The 19,810-nt window shown below is 67.6% G+C and carries 15 protein-coding genes; 9 read left to right on the forward strand and 6 right to left on the reverse strand.

Annotation, left to right across the window (positions count from 1 at the left end; all coding sequences use genetic code 11):
- Positions 1-401 precede the first annotated feature (401 nt).
- Positions 402-1,925: a UxaA family hydrolase gene (locus tag AC1DQR_RS29025; RefSeq protein WP_477134230.1), complete on the reverse strand. Its 1,524-nt coding sequence runs from the start codon at positions 1,923-1,925 to the stop codon at positions 402-404.
- 6 nt (positions 1,926-1,931) lie between these two features.
- Positions 1,932-2,954 (reverse strand): tripartite tricarboxylate transporter substrate binding protein, encoded by a 1,023-nt coding sequence (locus tag AC1DQR_RS29030; protein WP_183032934.1) that lies wholly within the window; start codon positions 2,952-2,954, stop codon positions 1,932-1,934.
- Positions 2,955-3,100: 146 nt separating this feature from the next.
- Here AC1DQR_RS29030 and AC1DQR_RS29035 point away from each other — a divergent pair, with 146 nt between their 5' ends.
- From AC1DQR_RS29035 to uca, 3 genes are all read left to right on the forward strand, one after another.
- The gene (locus AC1DQR_RS29035) at positions 3,101-4,087 is read left to right on the forward strand and encodes a LysR substrate-binding domain-containing protein (protein ID WP_416052094.1); all 987 of its coding nucleotides are present in this window, start codon (positions 3,101-3,103) and stop codon (positions 4,085-4,087) included.
- Between the two features lie 319 nt (positions 4,088-4,406).
- The gene (atzF, locus tag AC1DQR_RS29040) at positions 4,407-6,272 is read left to right on the forward strand and encodes an allophanate hydrolase (protein ID WP_477134231.1); all 1,866 of its coding nucleotides are present in this window, start codon (positions 4,407-4,409) and stop codon (positions 6,270-6,272) included.
- 13 nt (positions 6,273-6,285) lie between these two features.
- Complete coding sequence (uca, locus tag AC1DQR_RS29045) at positions 6,286-9,885, forward strand: urea carboxylase (RefSeq protein WP_477134232.1); 3,600 nt, start codon at positions 6,286-6,288, stop codon at positions 9,883-9,885.
- A gap of 17 nt (positions 9,886-9,902) precedes the next feature.
- Here the strand turns inward: uca and AC1DQR_RS29050 are convergent, their stop codons facing one another.
- Positions 9,903-10,751 carry a class I SAM-dependent methyltransferase gene (locus AC1DQR_RS29050; protein WP_416052097.1) on the reverse strand — a complete coding sequence of 283 codons (849 nt, stop codon included), beginning with the start codon at positions 10,749-10,751 and terminating at the stop codon, positions 9,903-9,905.
- Positions 10,752-11,046: 295 nt separating this feature from the next.
- Here AC1DQR_RS29050 and AC1DQR_RS29055 point away from each other — a divergent pair, with 295 nt between their 5' ends.
- The 6 genes from AC1DQR_RS29055 (at position 11,047) to AC1DQR_RS29080 (ending at position 16,820) form a co-directional block, all read left to right on the forward strand.
- Positions 11,047-11,514: a rhodanese-like domain-containing protein gene (locus AC1DQR_RS29055; protein WP_416052098.1), complete on the forward strand. Its 468-nt coding sequence runs from the start codon at positions 11,047-11,049 to the stop codon at positions 11,512-11,514.
- A gap of 103 nt (positions 11,515-11,617) precedes the next feature.
- Positions 11,618-12,571 (forward strand): serine O-acetyltransferase EpsC, encoded by a 954-nt coding sequence (epsC, locus tag AC1DQR_RS29060; RefSeq protein ID WP_416052099.1) that lies wholly within the window; start codon positions 11,618-11,620, stop codon positions 12,569-12,571.
- Positions 12,568-12,828 (forward strand): helix-turn-helix domain-containing protein, encoded by a 261-nt coding sequence (locus AC1DQR_RS29065; RefSeq protein WP_150986150.1) that lies wholly within the window; start codon positions 12,568-12,570, stop codon positions 12,826-12,828. The genes epsC and AC1DQR_RS29065 overlap by 4 nt, the downstream gene beginning before the upstream one ends.
- 192 nt (positions 12,829-13,020) lie before the next feature.
- Positions 13,021-13,953: a family 2A encapsulin nanocompartment shell protein gene (locus AC1DQR_RS29070; protein ID WP_006157090.1), complete on the forward strand. Its 933-nt coding sequence runs from the start codon at positions 13,021-13,023 to the stop codon at positions 13,951-13,953.
- The gene (locus tag AC1DQR_RS29075; RefSeq protein ID WP_477134233.1) at positions 13,928-15,814 is read left to right on the forward strand and encodes a family 2A encapsulin nanocompartment cargo protein cysteine desulfurase; all 1,887 of its coding nucleotides are present in this window, start codon (positions 13,928-13,930) and stop codon (positions 15,812-15,814) included. Before AC1DQR_RS29070 ends, AC1DQR_RS29075 begins: the two co-directional genes overlap by 26 nt.
- A gap of 235 nt (positions 15,815-16,049) precedes the next feature.
- Positions 16,050-16,820, forward strand: a complete 771-nt coding sequence (locus AC1DQR_RS29080) for a ferredoxin--NADP reductase (RefSeq protein ID WP_416052101.1) — start codon at positions 16,050-16,052, stop codon at positions 16,818-16,820.
- A gap of 80 nt (positions 16,821-16,900) precedes the next feature.
- Here the strand turns inward: AC1DQR_RS29080 and AC1DQR_RS29085 are convergent, their stop codons facing one another.
- From AC1DQR_RS29085 to AC1DQR_RS29095, 3 genes are read right to left on the reverse strand one after another with little or no spacing between them, the layout of a single operon-like run.
- Entirely contained in the window at positions 16,901-17,074 is a 174-nt protein-coding gene (locus AC1DQR_RS29085; protein ID WP_416052102.1) for a hypothetical protein, read from the reverse strand.
- A 58-nt stretch (positions 17,075-17,132) separates the two neighbouring features.
- Positions 17,133-18,860: a dipeptide ABC transporter ATP-binding protein gene (locus AC1DQR_RS29090; RefSeq protein ID WP_477134234.1), complete on the reverse strand. Its 1,728-nt coding sequence runs from the start codon at positions 18,858-18,860 to the stop codon at positions 17,133-17,135.
- Entirely contained in the window at positions 18,857-19,807 is a 951-nt protein-coding gene (locus tag AC1DQR_RS29095) for an ABC transporter permease (RefSeq protein ID WP_416053232.1), read from the reverse strand. Before AC1DQR_RS29095 ends, AC1DQR_RS29090 begins: the two co-directional genes overlap by 4 nt.
- Between the last annotated feature and the right edge of the window lie 3 nt (positions 19,808-19,810).

Here is a 19,810-nt window from a genome sequence, read left to right on the forward strand (position 1 = left end):
ATCTCATCCAAGAACTCGCGCTTACGCGTGCGCTTTGTCGACAGGTTCAATCCCAATTCTCCTTGCTTCATGGCAGCTTCCTCCTGACTATTGCAACGTAGGGGAAGCGCCACTCGCTGACACGTTTTGCAGAGAATCCTTAAGGCGATACTCAGACATGGGTCCCTCGTTTCCGCTCTTTTCGCCGAATCCCGAGGCGCCCCATACGGCCTCGGCACACCTTGACGGCTCGCTTCGCATCGCGCGTGGGTGTTTCCCGCCCATTCGGGCGGGAAACACGGCTACACCAGTTGGTTGATCTTGCCGCTGGTTTGCTCCCCTCTCCCGCCTGCGGGAGGGCGGGGGAGAGGGCGGGCGATCGCAATTTCGCAATGGTTCCAGGCTGCGAGGCTTTCTACTTTCTAACTGACAATCCCCAAGTGCCAAGGCACAAACTCGTTGTCCCCCAGCCCGAGCGCCTCGCTCTTGGTTGGCTGTCCCGAGGCCGCTTCCAGGATGTGTTCAAAAATCCGCTGGCCCATCTCGTCCACGGTCAATTCGCCGTCCAGCACCAGCCCGCAGTTGATGTCCATATCGCCTTCGAGCCGCTTGTACATCGGCGTATTGCTCGCTAGCTTGATGGTCGGCGCTGGCTTGGAGCCGAACATCGATCCGCGCCCGGTGGTGAAGCAGATCAGGTTGGCGCCGCTGGCGATCTGGCCGGTGGCGGCGACGGGGTCGTAGCCGGGGGAGTCCATGAAGACGAAGCCGGATTGCTCGATGGGCTCGGCGTATTCATAGACGGCCTGCAGCGGCGTGGTACCGCCTTTCATGGCGGAGCCGAGTGATTTTTCGAAGATGTTGGCGAGGCCGCCTTGCTGGTTGCCGTGGCCGACCACGCCGTTGAACTGGGCGTTCTGGCCGGCGGTGTAGCGCTCCCACCAGGCCAGGCGGTCCAGCAGTTTCTGGCCGACTTCCGGCGTGACGGCGCGGCGCGTGAGCATGTATTCCACGCCATGGATCTCGGGGGTTTCCGACAGGATGGCGGTGCCGCCGTGGCGCACCAGGATGTCCATGGCCGCTCCCAGCGCCGGGTTGGCGCTGATGCCGGAGAAGCCATCGGAGCCACCGCATTCCAGGCCGATCTTCAAGTGGCTGGCGGGCACGGGCCGGCGCGTGGCGGCATTGGCGCCCGGCAGCATTGCCTCGATGGCGCGGATGCCGGCCTGGATGGTGGCCGCCGTGCCGCCGCTGTCCTGCATGACCATGGTGCGCACGTGGCTGCCGGGCACCAGGCCTTGCGACTCCATCAGGCCCGCTACCTGGTTGCGCTCGCAGCCCAGGCCCACGATCAGCACGCCGGCCAGGTTGGGGTGGCGCGCATAGCCCGCCAGCGTGCGCCGCAGCACGTCGAAGTGCTCGCTGGGCGAGGACATGCCGCAGCCGCTGCTTTGCGCGAAAGCGGCCACGCCGTCCACATTGGGAAAGGCCGCCATGCGCTCGGGCGTGAAGTGGTCAGCGATATGCCGGATCACCGTGGCCGAGCAGTTCACCGACGACAAGATACCGATGAAGTTGCGCGTGCCAACGCGGCCGTCGGGCCGCACGAACCCCATGAAGGTGGCGCGCTCGGCCTCGGGCACGTAGTCCACCGCCCGCACGTCCTGGCAGAAACCCGGGTCGCGATAGAAATCCACCAGCGCCAGGTTGTGCGAATGCACATGGTCACCGGCCTCGATGTCGCGCTCGGCCACGCCGATCACGGTGTCGAACTTGCGGATCTGGGTGCCCTTGGCAATGGCGCAGGCGGCAATCTTGTGCCCCGCGGGCACCTGGGCGCGCACGCGCAGCCCCAGTTCAGGCAGGCTCTGGCCAAGGCTCAGGGCGTCCCGGGCGATCAAGACGTTGTCGTTCGCATGCAGGCGGATCAGGGCGGCGGAGTTCACGTTGGGTCAGCCTTGTTGCAGCAGTTCTTTGAGCTTGAGGCGCTGGATCAGGTGGGTTTCCTGGTCGTACACCGTGCTGATGTAGCGCTTGTATTCCGGGCCGTCCAGGTACATCACCGGCGCATCGATGCGGGCCGCCACCTGCTGGAATTCCTTGCTGGCCACAGCCTGGCGGAAGGCGTCGCGCAGCTTCTTTTCCACCGCCGGGTCCAGGCCGATGGGCGCGCCGATGCCGTTGGGCGCTTCCACCACAACGTTGTAGCCCAGTTCCTTGAGCGTCGGCGTGTCCTTGAAGCGCGGCGTGCGCTGGTCGCCCCAGGTGGCCAGCAGGCGCAGCTTGCCGGCTTCCACGTGGGGTGCCCAGGAGCTGGAATCGGCCAGCAGGTCCACTTGCCCGGCGAGCACGTCCTGCAGGGCCTGCGCGCCGCCCTTGTAGGCGATGGCATTGAAGCGCACACCGGCGGCCTGCGCGAATTCTTCCATGCCCACGTGGGTGGCGCCGCCGATGCCGGCATGCGCATAGGTGAGCTTTCCCGGATGCGCCTTGGCCTCGGCCACGACGTCCTTGAGCGACTTGAAGCGCGAGTTCGCCGGCACCGCGATGCCGAAGGTCTGGCCGGAGGTGCGCGCCAGGTAGGTCAGCTCGCTGCGCGGGTCCAGTTGCAGCATGCCTAGCTGCGAGAAGCGCGTCACCGAGATCGGCACCTGGCCGATGGTGTAGCCGTCCGGCTTGGCGCGGGCCAGTGCCTTGGTGCCGATCATGCCCGATGCGCCGGCGCGGTTTTCCACCACGATGGATTGCTTGAGTACGCCGGACGCCACCTGGCACAGCGCGCGCATGGACTGGTCGGCGGTGCCGCCGACGGGCCACGGGCAGATGAAGGTGATGGGCCGGTCCGGATAGTCGGCGGCACGTGCGAGGCCCGGCAGCAACAGGCCGGCACTACCAGCTGTCGCAGCGGTGGCGGCAGCGGCGCCGCTGATGAGCAGGCGGCGTCGCCCGTGGTTGATGCCGTGGGGTGCGGTCATGTGTCGTCCTCGCTGGGTGTCGTTATTGGAGTCATGGGCTGGTGGCAATGTCCACCGGTCAGGCCGGATTGTGGCAAAGCCATTCATAACAATCTAATCAATCATCGGAATGGCTTCATAACCTTAAAGTTAAGTAGAATCGCGCCATGCCCCAGATCGACCGCGCCCTGCGCTCCAATATCAAGCTACGCCACCTGCAACTGGTGGTGGCGCTGGACGAGTTCCGCCATCTCGGCCACACCGCCGAGTTCCTCTCCGTCAGCCAGCCAGCCGTCTCCAAGATGCTCACCGAGGTGGAGAAGACGCTGGGCCTGACGCTCTTCACGCGCTCCACGCGCGGCACCGAGCCCACGCCGGCGGGCGCGTCGCTGGTGCGTTTTGCCCGCTCGGTGCTGGCGCAATACGAGCGCACGCGCGATGAGATTGCCGCGGAGGCCAGCGGCGCCGCCGGGCGCACCCGGGTGGGATCGATGGGCGCGGCCCTGCCGGTGCTGCTGGCGCAAGCCATAGGCCTGCTCAAGCAGCGCTCGGCCCAGGCCACCGTGCTGGTGGAGGAGGGCGACCTGCCCCACCTGCTGCCCAAGCTGCGCATCAGCGAACTGGACCTGATTGTCGGGCGGCTGGAGCCCGGCTACGCCGCCCCGGACCTCATCACCGAGCCGCTCTATAACGAGCCGATGGTGGCGGTGGTGCGCAGCGGCCACGCGCTGGCAAGCAAGCGCGCACCGGGCTGGGCGGACCTGGCCGGCATGCCTTGCGTGGTGCCGCCGCCATGGGCCTCGCTACGGGTCAAGATCGAGCAGGAGTTCTATCGCTTTGGGCTGCAGCCACCAACCGACCTGATCGAGTCGTCGTCCTACCTTGCCATCACCACCTTCGTCTCCCAGCTAGATGCCGTGGGCTTCCTGGCCAGGTCGGTGGGGCAGCAGTTCGAGCGGGAAGGCCGCTTCCATATCCTGCCCATGGACATAGCGCTGGAGCTGCCGCCAGTGGGCGTGATCACGCTGCGCGAAGGGCGGCCTACGCCCAGCAGTATCCAGCTGGTCGAATGCCTGCGGGCAGCGGCCGGGCAATTGGCCGCGCCACAGGCCGGTGCGAACAGGCCGGCGCGCGCGCCGCGGCGCACGAAATAGCCGGCCCGCCGCGATCAGCGCGGCCTGGACAGCAGGGACTTCGCCAGCGCGTGAAACGCCGGGATAAACCATGCGCTAGCGGAGCCGGCCCATGACGCACCACTTTGCGGCTCGGTCGTTCCCACAGGCACTGTTTAGGTCCACGCAAGCCACCCCATGGTGCGGCTTGCGTGGGTGCCCTGCATGCGTATTCGGCCCGCGAAGGTGCCCTGGTGACCCATCGCCCTGATATGTAAGAAGAAACTATTTTCTTTACATGGCATGTCTCCTGCTTTGTTGGTCTGCAACGCCCTCATGTATACAACCTGGGATACAAGCGATGACCAGCAAGACGCCTCTGCGCCGATCCGCCGCCAGCCTTGGCAGTTGCCGAACGCTGCCTGACTGGCAACAGCTCTACAAGACGCAAGGCGCGTCGCCCGCGGACGCGCTGGCGCCGTTCCTGGACCTGGACGCAGCGGACCCGGCCTGGATCGCGCGGCTGGATGCGGCGCGGCTGCAGTCCCAGCTGGCTGCGCTGGCGGCGCGCGTTGAAGAAGCGGGCGGCAAGCGCGATGCGTTTCCCCTCTACGGCGTGCCGTTCGTGGTGAAAGACAACATCGACGTGGCGGGGTGGCCCACCACGGCGGCGTGTCCCGCGTTTGCGTATGTGGCCGAGCGCGATGCCGGCGCCGTGGCACGGCTGCGCGCGGCCGGGGCCATCGTGGTGGCCAAGGCTAACCTGGATCAGTTCGCCACGGGCCTGGTGGGCGTTCGTTCGCCTTACGGCGCGGTGCCCAACACCTTCGATGCGGCGTACGTCAGCGGTGGCTCCAGTTCGGGCTCGGCGTCTTCGGTGGCGCGCGGCTGGGTGCCGTTCTCACTCGGGACCGATACGGCGGGCTCGGGGCGCATTCCCGCGGCATTCAACAATATCGTGGGCCTCAAGCCGACCCGGGGCTGGCTCTCCAGCGCCGGCGTGGTGCCGGCCTGCCGCACACTGGATTGCGTCTGCGTGTTTGCGCTGACGGTCGACGATGCCGCGCTGGTGGCGGAGATCGCCGGCGGCTTTGACCACGACGATCCTTACTCGCGCACTTATCCGCAGAGCGCGCCTGCCGCGCTGGCGCCATCGCCCGTGCTGGGCATTCCCGATGCGCTGGCATTCTTTGGCGATACGCAGGCGCAGGCCGGTTTCGAGCAAGCGCTGGCGGACTTGCAGGCCATGGGTGCCAAGCTGGTGCCGATTGATTTTTCGCCATTCGCCGAGCTGGCCGCACTGCTCTACCAGGGGCCATGGGTGGCCGAGCGCTTCCTGGCGGTGAGCCAGCTTCACGCCAGCCAGCCGGAAGCCATCGATCCGGTCGTTCGCGTGATCGTGGAGGAAGCGGGCCGCTATAGCGCGCTGGACGCGTTCAGCGCCGAGTACCGGCGCGCGGCGCTGACCCGCGCTATCCACCTGGCGCTGGCAACGGTCGATGCGCTGGTGGTGCCGAGCGCGCCGTCGATCTATACGCTGGCCGCCGTGCAGGACGATCCGATCCGCCTGAACGCGCGGCTTGGCACCTATACCAATTTCACCAACCTGGCCGACCTGTCGGCGCTGGCGCTGCCGGCCGGTGCGCGCGAGGACGGCCTGCCGGCGGGCATCACGCTGATTGCCCCGGCCTGGTCGGACCGCGCGCTGGCCCGCTTTGGCCGGCAGTGGCAGGCGGCGCAAGCATTGCCGCTGGGCGCCACCGGGCGGGATTGTCCCGTTGGTGCACAGCGCGCCACGCCGGTCACGCCGGGATCGGTGCGGCTGGCCGTGGTCGGCGCCCACCTTAGCGGCATGCCGCTTAACCATCAACTGCTCACGCGCCACGCGGCCTTTGTGGAGGCTTGCCGCACGGCGCCGTGCTACCGGCTTTATGCGCTGGCGGACACGATCCCGCCCAAGCCCGGGCTGGTGCATATCGGCACAGGGCAGGGCGCGCCGATCGACGTCGAGCTCTGGGATGTGCCACTGGCCAGCTTTGGCGCCTTCGTCGCGGAGATTCCCGCGCCCCTTGGCATCGGCAAGCTGCTGCTGGAAGACGGCCGGCAAGTTACCGGGTTCATCTGCGAACCCCGAGGCCTGGAAGGCGCCCGCGATATCACGGCATTTGGCGGCTGGCGCGCCTATCTCGCCAGCGCAAATGCCAACGCAAACGCCAGCGCAACCTGACCCGGGAGCGCCGATGTTCCACACCGTACTGATCGCCAATCGTGGCGAGATCGCCGTGCGCGCCATTCGCACCTTGCGTGCGCTAGGTATCAAGAGCGTGGCCGTGTATTCGGATGCCGATCGCAATGCCGCGCATGCCCGGCTGGCCGATGTGGCCGTGCCGCTGGGTGGCGAGCGTGCGGCGGATAGCTACCTGGTGGCCGAGCGCGTGCTGCAAGCCGCGTTGGATACCGGCGCGCAAGCCGTGTTTCCGGGCTACGGCTTTCTGTCGGAGAGCGCGGCGTTTGCCGAGGCCTGCGAGGCGGCGGGCCTGGTGTTCATTGGCCCGACGCCGCACCAGCTCCGCGAGTTTGGCCTGAAGCACCGGGCGCGCGAGCTGGCCGCCGAAGCGGGGGTGCCGATGACGCCCGGCACCGGCCTGCTCTCCAGCGTGGAACACGCCCTGCGGGAGGCCGCGCGCATCGGCTATCCCGTCATGCTCAAGAGCACGGCCGGCGGGGGCGGCATCGGCCTGTCGCGCTGCGTTGATGACGCCGAGCTGAGCGCGGTCTTTGGCAGCGTGCAGCGGCTGGGCGAGCAATTCTTCAAGGATGGCGGGGCCTTTATCGAGCGCTGCCTGGACCGCGCGCGGCATATCGAGGTGCAGATCTTTGGCGACGGCGCGGGCCGCGTGGTGGCGCTGGGCGAGCGGGATTGCTCCACGCAGCGCCGCAACCAGAAGGTGGTGGAGGAAACCCCGGCACCGCACTTGAGCGAGGCCACGCGCCACGCGCTGCATCGGGCCGCGATCCAGCTGGGCGAATCGGTGCGCTACCGCTCTGCCGGCACGGTGGAGTTCATCTACGACGTGGAGCGGGAGGATTTCTACTTCCTGGAGGTCAATACCCGGCTGCAGGTGGAGCATCCCGTGACCGAGCTGGTGACCGGGCTGGACCTGGTCGCCTGCATGCTGAAGGTGGCCGCGGGCGATGCGCTGGACTGGGATGCCATCTCCCGCCCGCCGCAGGGCGCGGCCATGGAGGTGCGGCTCTATGCGGAGGATCCGCTCAAGCAGTTCCAGCCCTCGCCGGGCACGTTGACCGAGGTGGCTTTTCCGGACGGCGTGCGCGTCGACGGCTGGGTCGAGACCGGCACGGAGGTATCCGCCTTTTACGATCCGCTGCTGGCCAAGCTGATCGTCCACGGCCCCACCCGCGAAGCCGCGCGCAAGAGACTTGTGGCGGCGCTGGCCGCCACGCGCCTGTGCGGCATCGCCACCAACCTGGATTACCTGCGCCAGATTGTCGACTCGCCCGAGTTCACCACGGGCCGCGCCTTCACGCGCATGCTCGACCGCTTTCCCTACGCGCCGGCAGTCATCGAGGTGCTGGAGCCAGGCACCTACACCAGCATCCAGGACGTGCCGGGCCGCACGGGCTACTGGCATATCGGCGTGCCGCCGTCCGGCCCGATGGACGACTACGCCTTCCGGCTGGCCAACCGCATCGTTGGCAATCATCCGGGCGCGGCCGGGCTGGAATGCACGCTGGCAGGGCCACGCCTGCGTTTTCATGGCGCTGCCGTGGTGGCGCTGGCCGGCGCGCCTTGCACGGCAACACTCGACGGGATGAACGTCCCGTTCTGGGCGCCAATCAGCGTGGCCCCGGGCCAGGTCCTGGCGCTCGGCAAGGCCACGCAAGGCTGCCGCACCTACCTTGCCGTGCGCAATGGCTTCGATGTGCCGCGCTATCTGGGCAGCCGGTCCACCTTCGCGCTCGGGCAGTTCGGCGGGCATGCCGGGCGCACGCTGCGGCCGGGCGACATGCTCCCGCTCGGCCAGCCGCATCTGGCCGCCAGCGGCGTCGAGGCCCCGGTAACGGCGCCACAGGCCGCACCGGCGGCACTGGTGCCGGACTACGCCCAGCATTGGGAGATCGCGGTCCTGCACGGCCCGCATGGCGCTCCTGACTTCTTTACGCCGGCATCCATGGAGAGATTTTTTGCCACGGACTGGGAGGTGCACTACAACTCCAACCGCCTTGGCGTGCGCCTGGTCGGGCCCCGGCCCGAATGGGCGCGGCGCGACGGCGGCGAGGCGGGCCTGCACCCATCCAACGTGCACGACTGCGAATACGCAATCGGGGCCATCAACTTCACCGGCGACTTCCCGGTGATCCTCACCAATGATGGCCCGAGCCTCGGCGGCTTTGTGTGTCCCGTCACGGTCGCCAAGGCCGAGCTGTGGAAGGTTGGCCAGGTCAAGCCGGGCGACCGGATCCGCTTCCGGCCGATCAGCTTCGATGCCGCGCGTGCCTTGCAGGCGGCGCAGGATCAGGACATTGCCGGGCTGCGGCAAATCACGCGTGCGCCGCCGCTGCCGGCGCCGGCGCGTTCCACCGCCATCCTTGCCGGGCGTGCGGCCAGCGGGCGTCACCCGGCCATCGCCTACCGCCAGGCGGGCGACGGCTACCTGCTGCTGGAGTACGGTGAGAACGTGCTCGACATCGGCCTGCGGCTGCGGGTGTACCTGATGATGGAGGCGCTCAAGGCGCAGCCGATAGATGGCGTGCTGGAGCTATCGCCCGGCGTGCGCTCGCTGCAGGTGCGCTACGACGGCCAGCGCATCCATCAGGCGGCGTTGATCGAGGCGCTGCTCGCCATCGAGGCCGGCCTGCCGGACGTGGCCATGCTGAAGATCCCCACGCGCGTGGTGCACCTGCCGATGGCCTTCGAAGATGGCGCCACGCTGGATGCCGTGCAGCGCTACCGCGAGACGGTCTGCGCCGACGCGCCATGGCTGCCGAACAATGTCGACTTCATCCAGCGCATCAACGGCCTGGCGCATCGCGACGAGGTGCGGGACATTGCGTTCGCGGCGCGCTATCTGGTGCTGGGGCTGGGCGACGTCTACCTTGGCGCGCCTTGCGCCGTGCCGCTTGATCCGCGCCACCGGCTGCTCACCTCCAAGTACAGCCCCGCGCGCACCTTCACCGCGGAAGGCACGGTCGGCATCGGCGGGGTCTATATGTGCATCTATGGCATGGACTCCCCGGGCGGTTACCAGCTGATCGGGCGGACGCTGCCGATCTGGAACAAGTTCCTCAAGAACCCGGTGTTCGCGCCCGGCGCGCCGTGGCTGCTGCGCTTCTTTGACCAGGTGCAGTTCTACCCCGTGTCAGAGGCGGCGCTGGACCGGCTGCGCGAGGATTTTCGCGAAGGACGCGCCACGGTGCGTATCGAGCACGATGTCTTCGACTATGCCGCGTACCGCCAGTCGCTCGAGCACAGCGCGCACAGCATTGCCGCCTTCCAGGCGCGGCAGCAGGCGGCCTTCAGCGCGGAGGTGGCGCACTGGAAAGCCCATGAGGCCAACGCCGCGCCCATCGAAGTGCCGGCCGCCTTGCGTCATGACGAGCACGACGGCCATGCCGTGACAGCGGAGATGAGCGGCAGCGTGTGGAAGGTGCTGGTGCAGCCCGGCGAGCAGGTGCGGGCCGGGCAGCCGCTGCTGGTGGTCGAGGCCATGAAGATGGAGCTGACCGTGCTGGCCCCGGTGGCGGGCACGCTGCTGGCCATGCGCTGCCGTGCGGGCTCGGCGATCAAGGTGGGCGACCGCCTGGCGTCCATCGCCTGACAAGCGTGAAGCGTGCCTCAGCGCGGCTTGATGAACTTCAGCGTCATGCGGTCCGATTCGCCGATGGCCATGAAGCTCGCGCGCTCGCGCTCGCCGCCGCGCAACGTCGGCGGCAATGACCACACGCCATCGGGATGGTCGTGGCTGTCGCGCGGGTTGGCATTGATCTCGCTGCGCGCGGCAAGCGCAAAGCCGGCCGCGCGGGCGTGGTCGATGACGTAGTCTTCGGTGACGTAGCCGGTGGCGATCATCTGCTCCAGCGAGGTGCCGGGCGTGGCCCGGTGCTCCTCCACGCCCAGCACGCCGCCGGGTTTGAGCACGGCGTAGAAGGCGCGCAGGCTGTCGTCCAGGTGGCCGTCCTTGATCCAGTTGTGGATGTTGCGAAAGGTCAGCACCAGGTCGGCGCCGCCCGGCGGGGCGATATCGGTAAAGGCGCGCACCGGCAGCGTGCCGACCGCGACCTTGCCGTAGTTGCCCGGATCCTGCGCCAGTTTCTTCTCGAAGTTCGCCCTTGAGCGCTTGCCTTGCTCGCTGGCATCCGCGGCGCTCACATCATAGTGCGCGGCGTATAGCTTGCCGTGGTCGCGCAGCACCGGTGCCAGGATCTCCGTGTACCAGCCGCCGCCCGGCGCGATTTCGATCACCGCCTGATCCGGCCGCAAGCCGAAGAACCGTAGCGTTTGCAGCGGATGGCGGTACACGTCGCGGGCTTTGTTGGCGGCACTGCGCTGCGGACCGGCGATGGCGGCGGCGAGGGCTTCGTCTGCCGCGGCCAGCGCTGCGCTGGCCGCGCTGGCCAACATGCCGGCGCCGGCAAGCAGCAGGGCGTGCCGCACGAAACGGCGCCGGGCAGGGGAGGGAGTCATGGCATTCCTTGCTGAAGGTGAGTGGTGAACGGTGCGCGGTGGCTATCCATAGCCGCCCCTGAATCTGGACGCAGCCTGGCCGGTTTGTCAAGCCGGCTCATGCCGTTCCCGCGTGGCCCGTGCCGCCCTCGAGGAAGCGTCTTAGGAAATGCGTTTTTATTCGTTCTCAATCCAGCAGCGTCATTTCATAGTTGAGCCGTGATGGCTATAGGCGGTTGCCGTCAACGACAAAGCGTGCATCGGGCAGGCCCGGCTTAGCCCACACGCGGACAACATGCTGCAAGGAGAGCGTTTCATGACAGTCGCATCGGAAGACAAGATCAAGCATCCCGTGCTGGAAGCCGCTCGCGGCGTGGCACGTTCCTCCGGCCTGCCCTATGCCGGCCGCGTCACGCCGCAGCAGGCCTGGGCGCTGTTCAGCGCCGGCGATGCGGTGCTGGTCGATGTACGCACGGCGGAAGAGCGCAAGTTCGTCGGCTATGTGCCCGATACCCTGCACGTGCCCTGGGCCACCGGCACCAGCCTGACCCGCAACCCGCGCTTTGCGCGCGAGCTCGAATCCAAGACCGGCAGGCACGCCGTGGTGCTGCTGCTGTGCCGCAGCGGCAACCGCTCCGCGCTGGCTGCCGAAGCCGCCACCAAAGCGGGGATCGCACATGTGTTCAACGTGCTCGAAGGCTTCGAAGGCGAGATCGACGAGCGGCAACGGCGCGGCAAGAGCGGCGGCTGGCGCTTTCACGATCTGCCGTGGATCCAGGACTGAGCCGCGGCTGGCGCAAGCAATCGATCCATGGCGATCCACAAGCATAGCGATCAACTAGCCGCGCGAACCATCGCGTGGACAACGCAGAACGGGGAGTACCACAGTGGCTGACTTCGAGATCGGCGAGATCGTGCTCGCCCTGCAGCAGGTGCGCCAGCAATGGAGAGAAGGCCAGCAACGCTTGCTGGAGCCGGGCGGGCGCGACCTGCCTTCGCGCGATGCGCTGGCGCAGGTGGTCGCCACCCTCAAGGGGGTGCTGTTTCCCATGCGGCTGGGGCCGCCCGATTTGCGCCAGGAAAGCGAGAACCTCTATATCGCGCATTCATTGGACGCGGCGCTGCACGGGCTGCTGGCCCAGGCAAGGCTGGAGTTCCACTACGCCGCACGCCATGCCGAACGCGATGAAGCCGCGCTGAGGACGCGCGCGCTGACGGCCGTGCGCGAGTTCGCCGCCGAGTTGCCGCGCATCCGCGGCCTGCTCGACAGCGACGTGCTCGCCGCCTTCCATGGCGACCCCGCGGCCGGCAGCGTGGATGAAGTCCTGCTCTGCTATCCCGGCATCCTGGCGATGATCCATCACCGCATCGCCCACGCGCTCTATGGCCTCGGGCTGCCGCTGCTGGCGCGCATCGTGGCGGAGCTGGCGCATGCGGAGACTGGCATCGACATCCATCCCGGCGCGCAGATCGGCGGCGGCTTCTTTATCGATCACGGCACGGGCGTGGTAATTGGCGAGACCACCATCATCGGCGAGCGCGTGCGGCTGTACCAGGCGGTGACGCTCGGCGCCAAGCGCTTTCCGCGCGACGCCACGGGCAAGCTGGAGAAGGGCCTGCTGCGGCACCCCATCGTCGAGGACGATGTGGTGATCTACGCCGGCGCCACCATCCTTGGCCGCGTCACGCTGGGCCGCGGCGCGGTGATCGGCGGCAATGTGTGGGTCACGCAGGATGTAGCCGCCGGCGCCCATGTGACGCAGGCCGTATCGCGCAACGAGACCGCCAGGGCGCCGGGCGCAGGCGAGCTGGCGCGCGTGATCGAGGCGAGCTTGCCATGACTGACCTGGTGCGGACTCTGGGCGCCACCGTGCGCCAGTTGCGCGAGGCGCATGCGTGGTCGCAGGAAGAGCTTGCCGAGCATGCGGGCATGAACCGCTCGTATATCGGCGAGATCGAGCGCGGCAGCGCGATTGCCTCGATCGTCACGGTGGAAAAGCTGGCCGTGGCGCTGGGCGTGCCGATCTCGTGGCTGCTCGGATCGGGCGCCGCACACGTCTCGCTGCGTGATGCGCAGGTGGTAGGCACGCGGTCCTAGCCATCGCCGCCGATACCCACGAACCACGCGCAAATCCATGCGCATTGCCGTCTATAGCATGTTGAACGGGCCGGGCCGTCTCCCGATAATCGCTGCGGTAATAACGATTCTTGTTTTTCTCATATAGCAATCAGCAATCAGCCATCAGCCATCAGCTCACAGCTAACAGCTAACAGCTAAACGGAGTAGCACATGTCGGTAAACGGGAGCGGCCAGACGGCGCTCGGCGATAACGCAGCACGGCAACTAGCCAATGCCACCAAGACCATCCCCCAGCTCGCGACCATCACGCCGCGCTGGCTGACGCATTTCCTGCAGTGGGTGCCGGTGGAAGCCGGCATCTACCGCCTCAACAAGGTGCAGGACCCCGAGTCCGTCAAGGTCGCCTGCACCCAGCGCGACGACGAAGGCAAGCTACCGCGCACCTTTGTCAACTACGAAGAGCAGCCGCGCGAATATTTCCTCAACGCGGTCAGCACGGTGCTGGACGTGCATACCCGCGTCTCGGACCTGTACAGCAGCCCGCACGACCAGATCAAGGAACAGCTGCGTCTCACCATCGAGACCATCAAGGAGCACCAGGAAGGCGAGCTGATCAACAACCCGGACTACGGCCTGCTGGCCAACGTGGCCGAAGCGCAGCGCGTATTCCCGCTGACCGGCGCGCCCACGCCGGACGACATGGACGAGTTGCTCAGCAAGGTGTGGAAGGAGCCCGCGTTCTTCCTGACCCACCCGCTGGCGATCGCCGCTTTTGGCCGCGAATGCACGCGCCGTGGCGTGCCGCCGCCCACCGTCAGCCTGTTCGGCTCGCAGTTCATCACCTGGCGCGGCATTCCGCTGATCCCGTCGGACAAGGTGCCGGTGGCTGATGGCAAGAGCAAGATCCTGCTGCTGCGCGTGGGCGACAAGCGCCAGGGCGTGGTCGGCCTGTTCCAGCCGGGCGTGGCGGGCGAGCAGGGCCCGGGCCTGTCGGTGCGCTTCATGGGCATCAACGACCAGGCTATCGCTTCGTACCTGATCTCGCTGTACTGCTCGCTGGCCGTGCACGCGCCGGATGCGCTGGCGGTTCTCGATGACGTGGAGATCGGCAAGTACCATGACTATCCTGACACCTACAAGTAATCCGGTGAATCCGCCGAATCCGCCGGCCGGCCCGTCGGCCGCGCTGCCGGGCGCGCCTTCGGTGCCGCCCGGCCTGCCGGATCCGGCGGTGCTGGCGCGCCTGGCGGGGGCGTTTTTCTCGGCCCTGCCGGGGACATCGCCGGCTGCCGCGCAGTCGCTGCCCGTGGTGAACAACCCTGCGCCGCCTGGCTCGCCCGTGGCGGGTCCAGGCGGCACGGGCACCGGCGTGCCGGGTGCGGCGATCCCGCAGGGCCACGTGCCCGGCGCCAACCTGCTGCCCGCCGCGCCAACCCATGTGCTCTCGCTGGCTAACCGCGCGCCGGCCTTGCAGCCGGCCTCGGTGGCGCAGAATGGCTTGCCCGACACGGTCGCCACGGTGGCGCCGGCGGTGGAAAGCCGCTTCGGCGGCCAGGCGCTGGGCGTGCCGCATGCGGCGGCGCCGTCGCCGCAGTCCTCGGCCGCGCCTGCCTACTACTTCCTGGAGGGCGCGGGCCGCGATCTGCATGGCGGCGCGTCGAGCCTGCGCGAGATCGCCACGTTCGGCGATCCGCTCTCGCTGCATCTGCCGCAGCAAGGGGCGGGCGCTTACGGCTATGGGCGCGAGCAAGAGCAGACGCTGCCGTGGGCATCGTCTTCGGCGCGCGTGCCGTTCGACGTCAACGCGATTCGCCGCGATTTCCCGATCCTGCAGGAGCGCGTCAACGGCCGCCAGCTGGTGTGGTTCGACAACGCCGCCACCACGCACAAGCCGCAGTCGGTGATCGACCGCATCGCGTACTTCTATGCGCACGAGAACTCCAACATCCACCGCGCCGCCCATGCATTGGCCGGGCGCGCCACGGATGCCTACGAGGCCGCGCGCAGCAAGGTGCAGCGTTTTATCGGCGCATCCTCGCCCGACGAGATCATCTTCGTGCGCGGCACCACCGAGGCCATCAACCTGATCGCCAAGACCTGGGGCGTGCAGAACGTGGGCGAGGGCGACGAGATCATCGTCTCGCACCTGGAGCATCACGCCAATATCGTGCCGTGGCAGCAACTCGCCGCGCAGACCGGGGCCACGCTGCGGGTGATCCCGGTGGACGATTCCGGGCAGGTGCTGCTGGATGAGTACCGCCGGCTGCTCAACGACCGCACCAGGATCGTGTCCGTGACGCAGGTCTCGAATGCGCTGGGCACCGTGGTGCCGGTCAAGGAGATCGTCGACCTGGCTCACCGTGCCGGCGCCCGCGCGCTGGTCGACGGCGCGCAGTCGGTCTCGCACATGCGGGTGGACGTGCAGGCCATCGATGCGGATTTCTTCGTGTTCTCGGGCCACAAGGTGTTCGGGCCCACCGGCATCGGCGTGGTCTACGGCAAGCGCGAGCTGCTGGAGGCCATGCCGCCCTGGCAAGGCGGCGGCAACATGATTGCCGATGTGACCTTCGAGCGCACCGTGTTCCAGCCGCCGCCCAACCGCTTCGAGGCCGGCACCGGCAACATTGCCGATGCGGTGGGGCTGGGCGCCGCGCTGGACTACGTGGAGCGGGTCGGCATCGAGAACATCGCCCGCTACGAGCACGACCTGCTGGAGTACGCCACCCACCTGCTGCAGCCCATCCCGGGCGTGCGGCTGGTAGGCACGGCGCGCGACAAGGCCAGCGTGCTGTCCTTCGTGCTCAAGGGCTATGAGACCGAGGAGGTCGGCCGCGCGCTCAACGAGGAAGGCATCGCCGTGCGCTCCGGGCATCACTGCGCCCAGCCTATCCTGCGCCGCTTTGGCGTGGAGGCCACGGTGCGGCCGTCGCTGGCCTTCTACAACACCACGGACGAGGTGGACCGGCTGATCTCGGTGGTCAGGCGGCTTTCGGGGCGCCGTTGAGCCTGAAAACGCGGGGCGTGGGGCTGATAACCCCCCTGAAACTGCATGAATCGGGACGCGCCCTGCGTTTTCTTCTAAAATCCGCTATCTTCTCACCTTGATCGGCGCGCCTTCCAGCCTTCGGACCGGAGCCCGCCTTGTTGAACGCAACCGGCAAGCTACCGCCAAGCCTTTGGTATCAGGCCACAACAGGCCATCGACGCCGGCGCCATCCAGCGCATTTAGCGCCTTATTCATGAGCAATCTCAACCAGCAAGCCATCCTCTCCGTCCACCACTGGACCGACACGCTCTTCAGCTTCACCTGCACCCGTGACCCCGGTTTCCGCTTCGAAAACGGCCAGTTCGCCATGGTCGGTCTGGAAGTGAACGGTCGTCCGCTTCTGCGTGCCTACAGCATCGCCAGTGCCAACTACGAGGAAACGCTGGAGTTCTTCAGCATCAAGGTGCAGGACGGCCCCCTGACGTCGCGCCTGCAGCACCTGAAGGAAGGCGACCAGATCTTCGTCGGCAAGAAGCCCACCGGCACGCTGCTGGTCGACAACCTGCTGCCCGGCAAGACCCTGTGGCTGCTGGCCACCGGCACCGGCCTGGCCCCGTTCCTGTCGATCATCCGCGACCCGGAAGTGTACGAGCGCTATGACAAGGTCGTGCTGACCCACACCTGCCGCTTCGTCGAGGAACTGGCCTACCGCGAGCTGATCCAGGAACACCTGCCGCAGCACGAACACCTGGGCGAGCTGATCCGCGAAAAGCTGGTCTATTTCCCCACCGTGACCCGCGAAGAGTTCGACAACCAGGGCCGCATCACCGACCTGATCGCCAACGGCGAGCTGTTCGAGCGCCTGGGCGTGGAGCCGTTCTCGCTGGAGAACGACCGCATCATGCTGTGCGGCAGCCCGGACATGCTCAAGGACATCCGCGCGATGCTGACCGAGCAGCACTTCACGGAAGGCAATATGAGCGAGCCTGGCCATTTTGTGCTTGAAAAGGCATTTGTTGGCTAAGTGTTCGGCACACTGAAGGCCATTGCGCCATGACGATCGCCGGGGTTCCCCGGTGATCGCTCAATCCCGCTGGCGGGACATCATTGCTGGCGGGACATCACCCAGAAGTGAATCCCCAGGGTGGTCAGGAAGACACCCCCCAGCTGTATCCACGCCAGTTCCGTCCCCAGCGACAGATAGAGCCCCGCAGCGCCAGCGGCCGTGCCCGCACGCCCGTGCCATTTGCGCGTCCTGCCATGGTTCTCTTGCGTCATGCTTGCGTTCCTTCGCTGACGAGTGCCACTCACCAAGTGCGCCTCCACTAAGCCACCACTAAGCCACCGCCACCACCGGCAACCCCCGTACTCGCCTCACATCCGGCACCGCAGCCATCAGCGTGCGCGTATAGCCATGCCGGGGTGCGGCAAAGACCGCATCCGCTGGCCCGACTTCGACCAATTGCCCGCGCTGCATCACGCCCACCTGGTCGCATAGCTGGCGGATCACCGCCAGGTTGTGGCTGATCAGCAGGTAGGTCAGGCCGAATTCGTCCTGCAGGTCGCGCATCAGGTTGAGTACCTGGGCTTGCACCGAGACGTCCAGCGATGACGTGGGCTCGTCGCAGATCAGGAAGTCGGGGTGGCTGACCAGGGCGCGGGCGATGGCGATGCGCTGGCGCTGGCCGCCGGAGAACTGGTGCGGATAGCGCCGGCCGGCGTCTGGCGACATGCGCACGCGGCGCAGTGCCTGCGCCACGCGTTCCGCGGTGTCTTCCGGGCTACTGCTGAGTCCCAGCGCTTGCAGCGGCTCGGCAATGAGGCGGTCGATGCGCCAGTGCGGGTTGAGGCTGGCGTACGGGTCCTGGAAGATCATCTGGAAACGCTCGGGCAGGGTGGCCGCGGCTTGGCGGTCCGCCCAGCGGTCCACGCCGTCGATCACGATGCGTCCGGCGTCGGGCCGGGTCAGGCCGGCAATCATGCGCGCCACGGTGGACTTGCCCGAGCCGGATTCGCCCACCAGCCCGAAGGTGGTGCCGCGCGGGATGGCGAAGCTGACGTCGCGCACCGCGTGCAGTACCTTGCGCGGCTGGCGCGCGAGGGTGCGCAGCAGCCAGCCGGCGGAGAGATCGAAATCCCGCGACAGGCCCTGCACCTGCACCAGTGGCGCGGCGTCTTGCCTGGCCTCGGGGCGGGATGTCTGCGCTGGCAGCGGCGCCACGGCGCCTTCGTCCGGCACCGGCAGGCGGTGCAGCCGCTGGTGCACGGAGGGAATGGCGGCCATCAGCGTGCGCGTGTAAGCCGCGCGAGGATGGTCGAGGATGTCGCGTACCGCCCCGGTTTCCAGCACGCGGCCTTGGTACATCACCAGAACGCGGTCGGCGGCCTCGGCGATCACGCCCATGTCGTGGGTGATCAGCAGGGCGGCGGTGCCGCGCTCGCGGCAGACGCGGCGCAGCACCTGGATCACCTGAGCCTGCACGACCACATCGAGCGCGGTGGTCGGCTCGTCGGCAATCAGCAGTTCGGGCTCGCCGCACAGCGCCAGCGCAATGGCCACGCGCTGGCGCATGCCGCCGGAGAACTGGTGCGGGTACTGGTCGAAGCGCGTGGCGGGGTCGGGGATTTCCACGTCCGCGAGCCATGCCAGCGCGCGCTGGCGTGCCTGCGCGGGCGATAGCGGCAGGTGGGTGCGGATGGTCTCGGTGAGATGCTGGCCGATGGTGCAGACCGGGTTGAGGCTGGTCAGCGGGTCCTGGAACACCATGCCGATGTGCTTGCCGCGAATGCGGCGCATGTCTTCGCCGCGCAAGGTGTCGATGCGTTCCCCGCGCAGCGTCACGCTGCCGGCGCTGATGCGCCCGGGCGGCTCGATCAGGCCGGTGACGGCATTGCCGGTCATCGATTTGCCCGCGCCGGATTCGCCCACCACACCCAGGATCTCGCCGCAGGCGATGTCGAAGGACACGTCGTCGAGCACGTTCACCGTGCCACGAAAGGTGTCGAACGCCACGGACAGGCCGCGCACGCTCAGGACGGGCTGGTTCACAGGCATCTTGGTCATTGGAGCTTGGGGTTGAGTGCGTCGCGCAGCCAGTCGCCCGCGAGGTTGACCGAGAGCGCCAGCGCCAGCAGCACCAGCGCGGGGAATAGCAGGATCCACCACTCGCCGGAGAACAGGAAACCCTGGCCAACGCGGATCAGCGTGCCCAGCGAGGGCTGGGTGGGCGGCAGGCCCACGCCCAGATAGGACAGCGTGGACTCCGCCACCACCGCCAGCGCAAAGCTGATGGTGCCGATCACCAGCACCGGCGCCAGCAGGTTGGGCAGGATATGGCGCAGCAGGATCGCCGTGCGCGAGCGCCCGATGATGCGGGCCGCCAGCACGTAATCCTTGTGCTTTTCCACCATCACCGCGCCGCGCACGGTGCGTGCGTATTGCACCCATTCCGACAGGCCGATGGCGGTCACGATCACGTAGAGCGCCATCTCGTCGCGGTAGCCAGCGGGCAGGATGCCGCGTGCGATGCCAAAGATCAGCAGCGCCACCAGTAGCACCGGAAACGTGAGCTGGACATCGGCCAGGCGCATCACCACGGTATCGAACCAGCCGCCGGCATAGCCGGCCACCAGGCCAAGCGTGACGCCGATGGCCAGCGACAGCGCCACCGCCGCCGCGCCCACCAGCAGGGACATGCGCAAGCCGTAGAGGATGGCGGAGAAAATGTCGCGCCCCTGGTCGTCGCTGCCGAGTGGATAGAAGGCGCCGGACGCGCCATGCTGCCAAGGTGGCGTGAAGGCGTCGAGCAACTCCAGCCCGGCGGGATCGAAGGGGTTTTGCCGCGCCAGCCAGGGCGCGAACAGGGCGGCGAGCACCAGCAGCGCCAGCAGCAGCACGGCAAATTGCGTGGTACGCGAGCGCGCCAGCGCCCGCAGCACGGGCGATTCGGCATTGCGCCAGCGGGCTTGCGCCGGGGCGGCCGGGGCGGCTGGAGCGGGGGCGTTTTGCATTGA

The sequence above is a fragment of the Cupriavidus sp. 05L411 genome, assembly GCF_056398045.1.

Excerpts from the sequence above, each read along its gene's own strand:
- AC1DQR_RS29030 (WP_183032934.1), bottom strand. The coding sequence starts at position 2,954 with ATGACCGCACCCCACGGCATCAACCACGGGCGACGCCGCCTGCTCATC.
- AC1DQR_RS29055 (WP_416052098.1), top strand. The coding sequence starts at position 11,047 with ATGACAGTCGCATCGGAAGACAAGATCAAGCATCCCGTGCTGGAAGCC.
- uca (WP_477134232.1), top strand. The coding sequence starts at position 6,286 with ATGTTCCACACCGTACTGATCGCCAATCGTGGCGAGATCGCCGTGCGC.
- AC1DQR_RS29090 (WP_477134234.1), bottom strand. The coding sequence starts at position 18,860 with ATGACCAAGATGCCTGTGAACCAGCCCGTCCTGAGCGTGCGCGGCCTG.
- AC1DQR_RS29050 (WP_416052097.1), bottom strand. The coding sequence starts at position 10,751 with ATGACTCCCTCCCCTGCCCGGCGCCGTTTCGTGCGGCACGCCCTGCTG.
- atzF (WP_477134231.1), top strand. The coding sequence starts at position 4,407 with ATGACCAGCAAGACGCCTCTGCGCCGATCCGCCGCCAGCCTTGGCAGT.
- AC1DQR_RS29095 (WP_416053232.1), bottom strand. The coding sequence starts at position 19,807 with ATGCAAAACGCCCCCGCTCCAGCCGCCCCGGCCGCCCCGGCGCAAGCC.
- AC1DQR_RS29075 (WP_477134233.1), top strand. The coding sequence starts at position 13,928 with ATGACTATCCTGACACCTACAAGTAATCCGGTGAATCCGCCGAATCCG.
- AC1DQR_RS29080 (WP_416052101.1), top strand. The coding sequence starts at position 16,050 with ATGAGCAATCTCAACCAGCAAGCCATCCTCTCCGTCCACCACTGGACC.
- AC1DQR_RS29035 (WP_416052094.1), top strand. The coding sequence starts at position 3,101 with ATGCCCCAGATCGACCGCGCCCTGCGCTCCAATATCAAGCTACGCCAC.
- AC1DQR_RS29085 (WP_416052102.1), bottom strand. The coding sequence starts at position 17,074 with ATGACGCAAGAGAACCATGGCAGGACGCGCAAATGGCACGGGCGTGCG.
- AC1DQR_RS29070 (WP_006157090.1), top strand. The coding sequence starts at position 13,021 with ATGTCGGTAAACGGGAGCGGCCAGACGGCGCTCGGCGATAACGCAGCA.
- AC1DQR_RS29065 (WP_150986150.1), top strand. The coding sequence starts at position 12,568 with ATGACTGACCTGGTGCGGACTCTGGGCGCCACCGTGCGCCAGTTGCGC.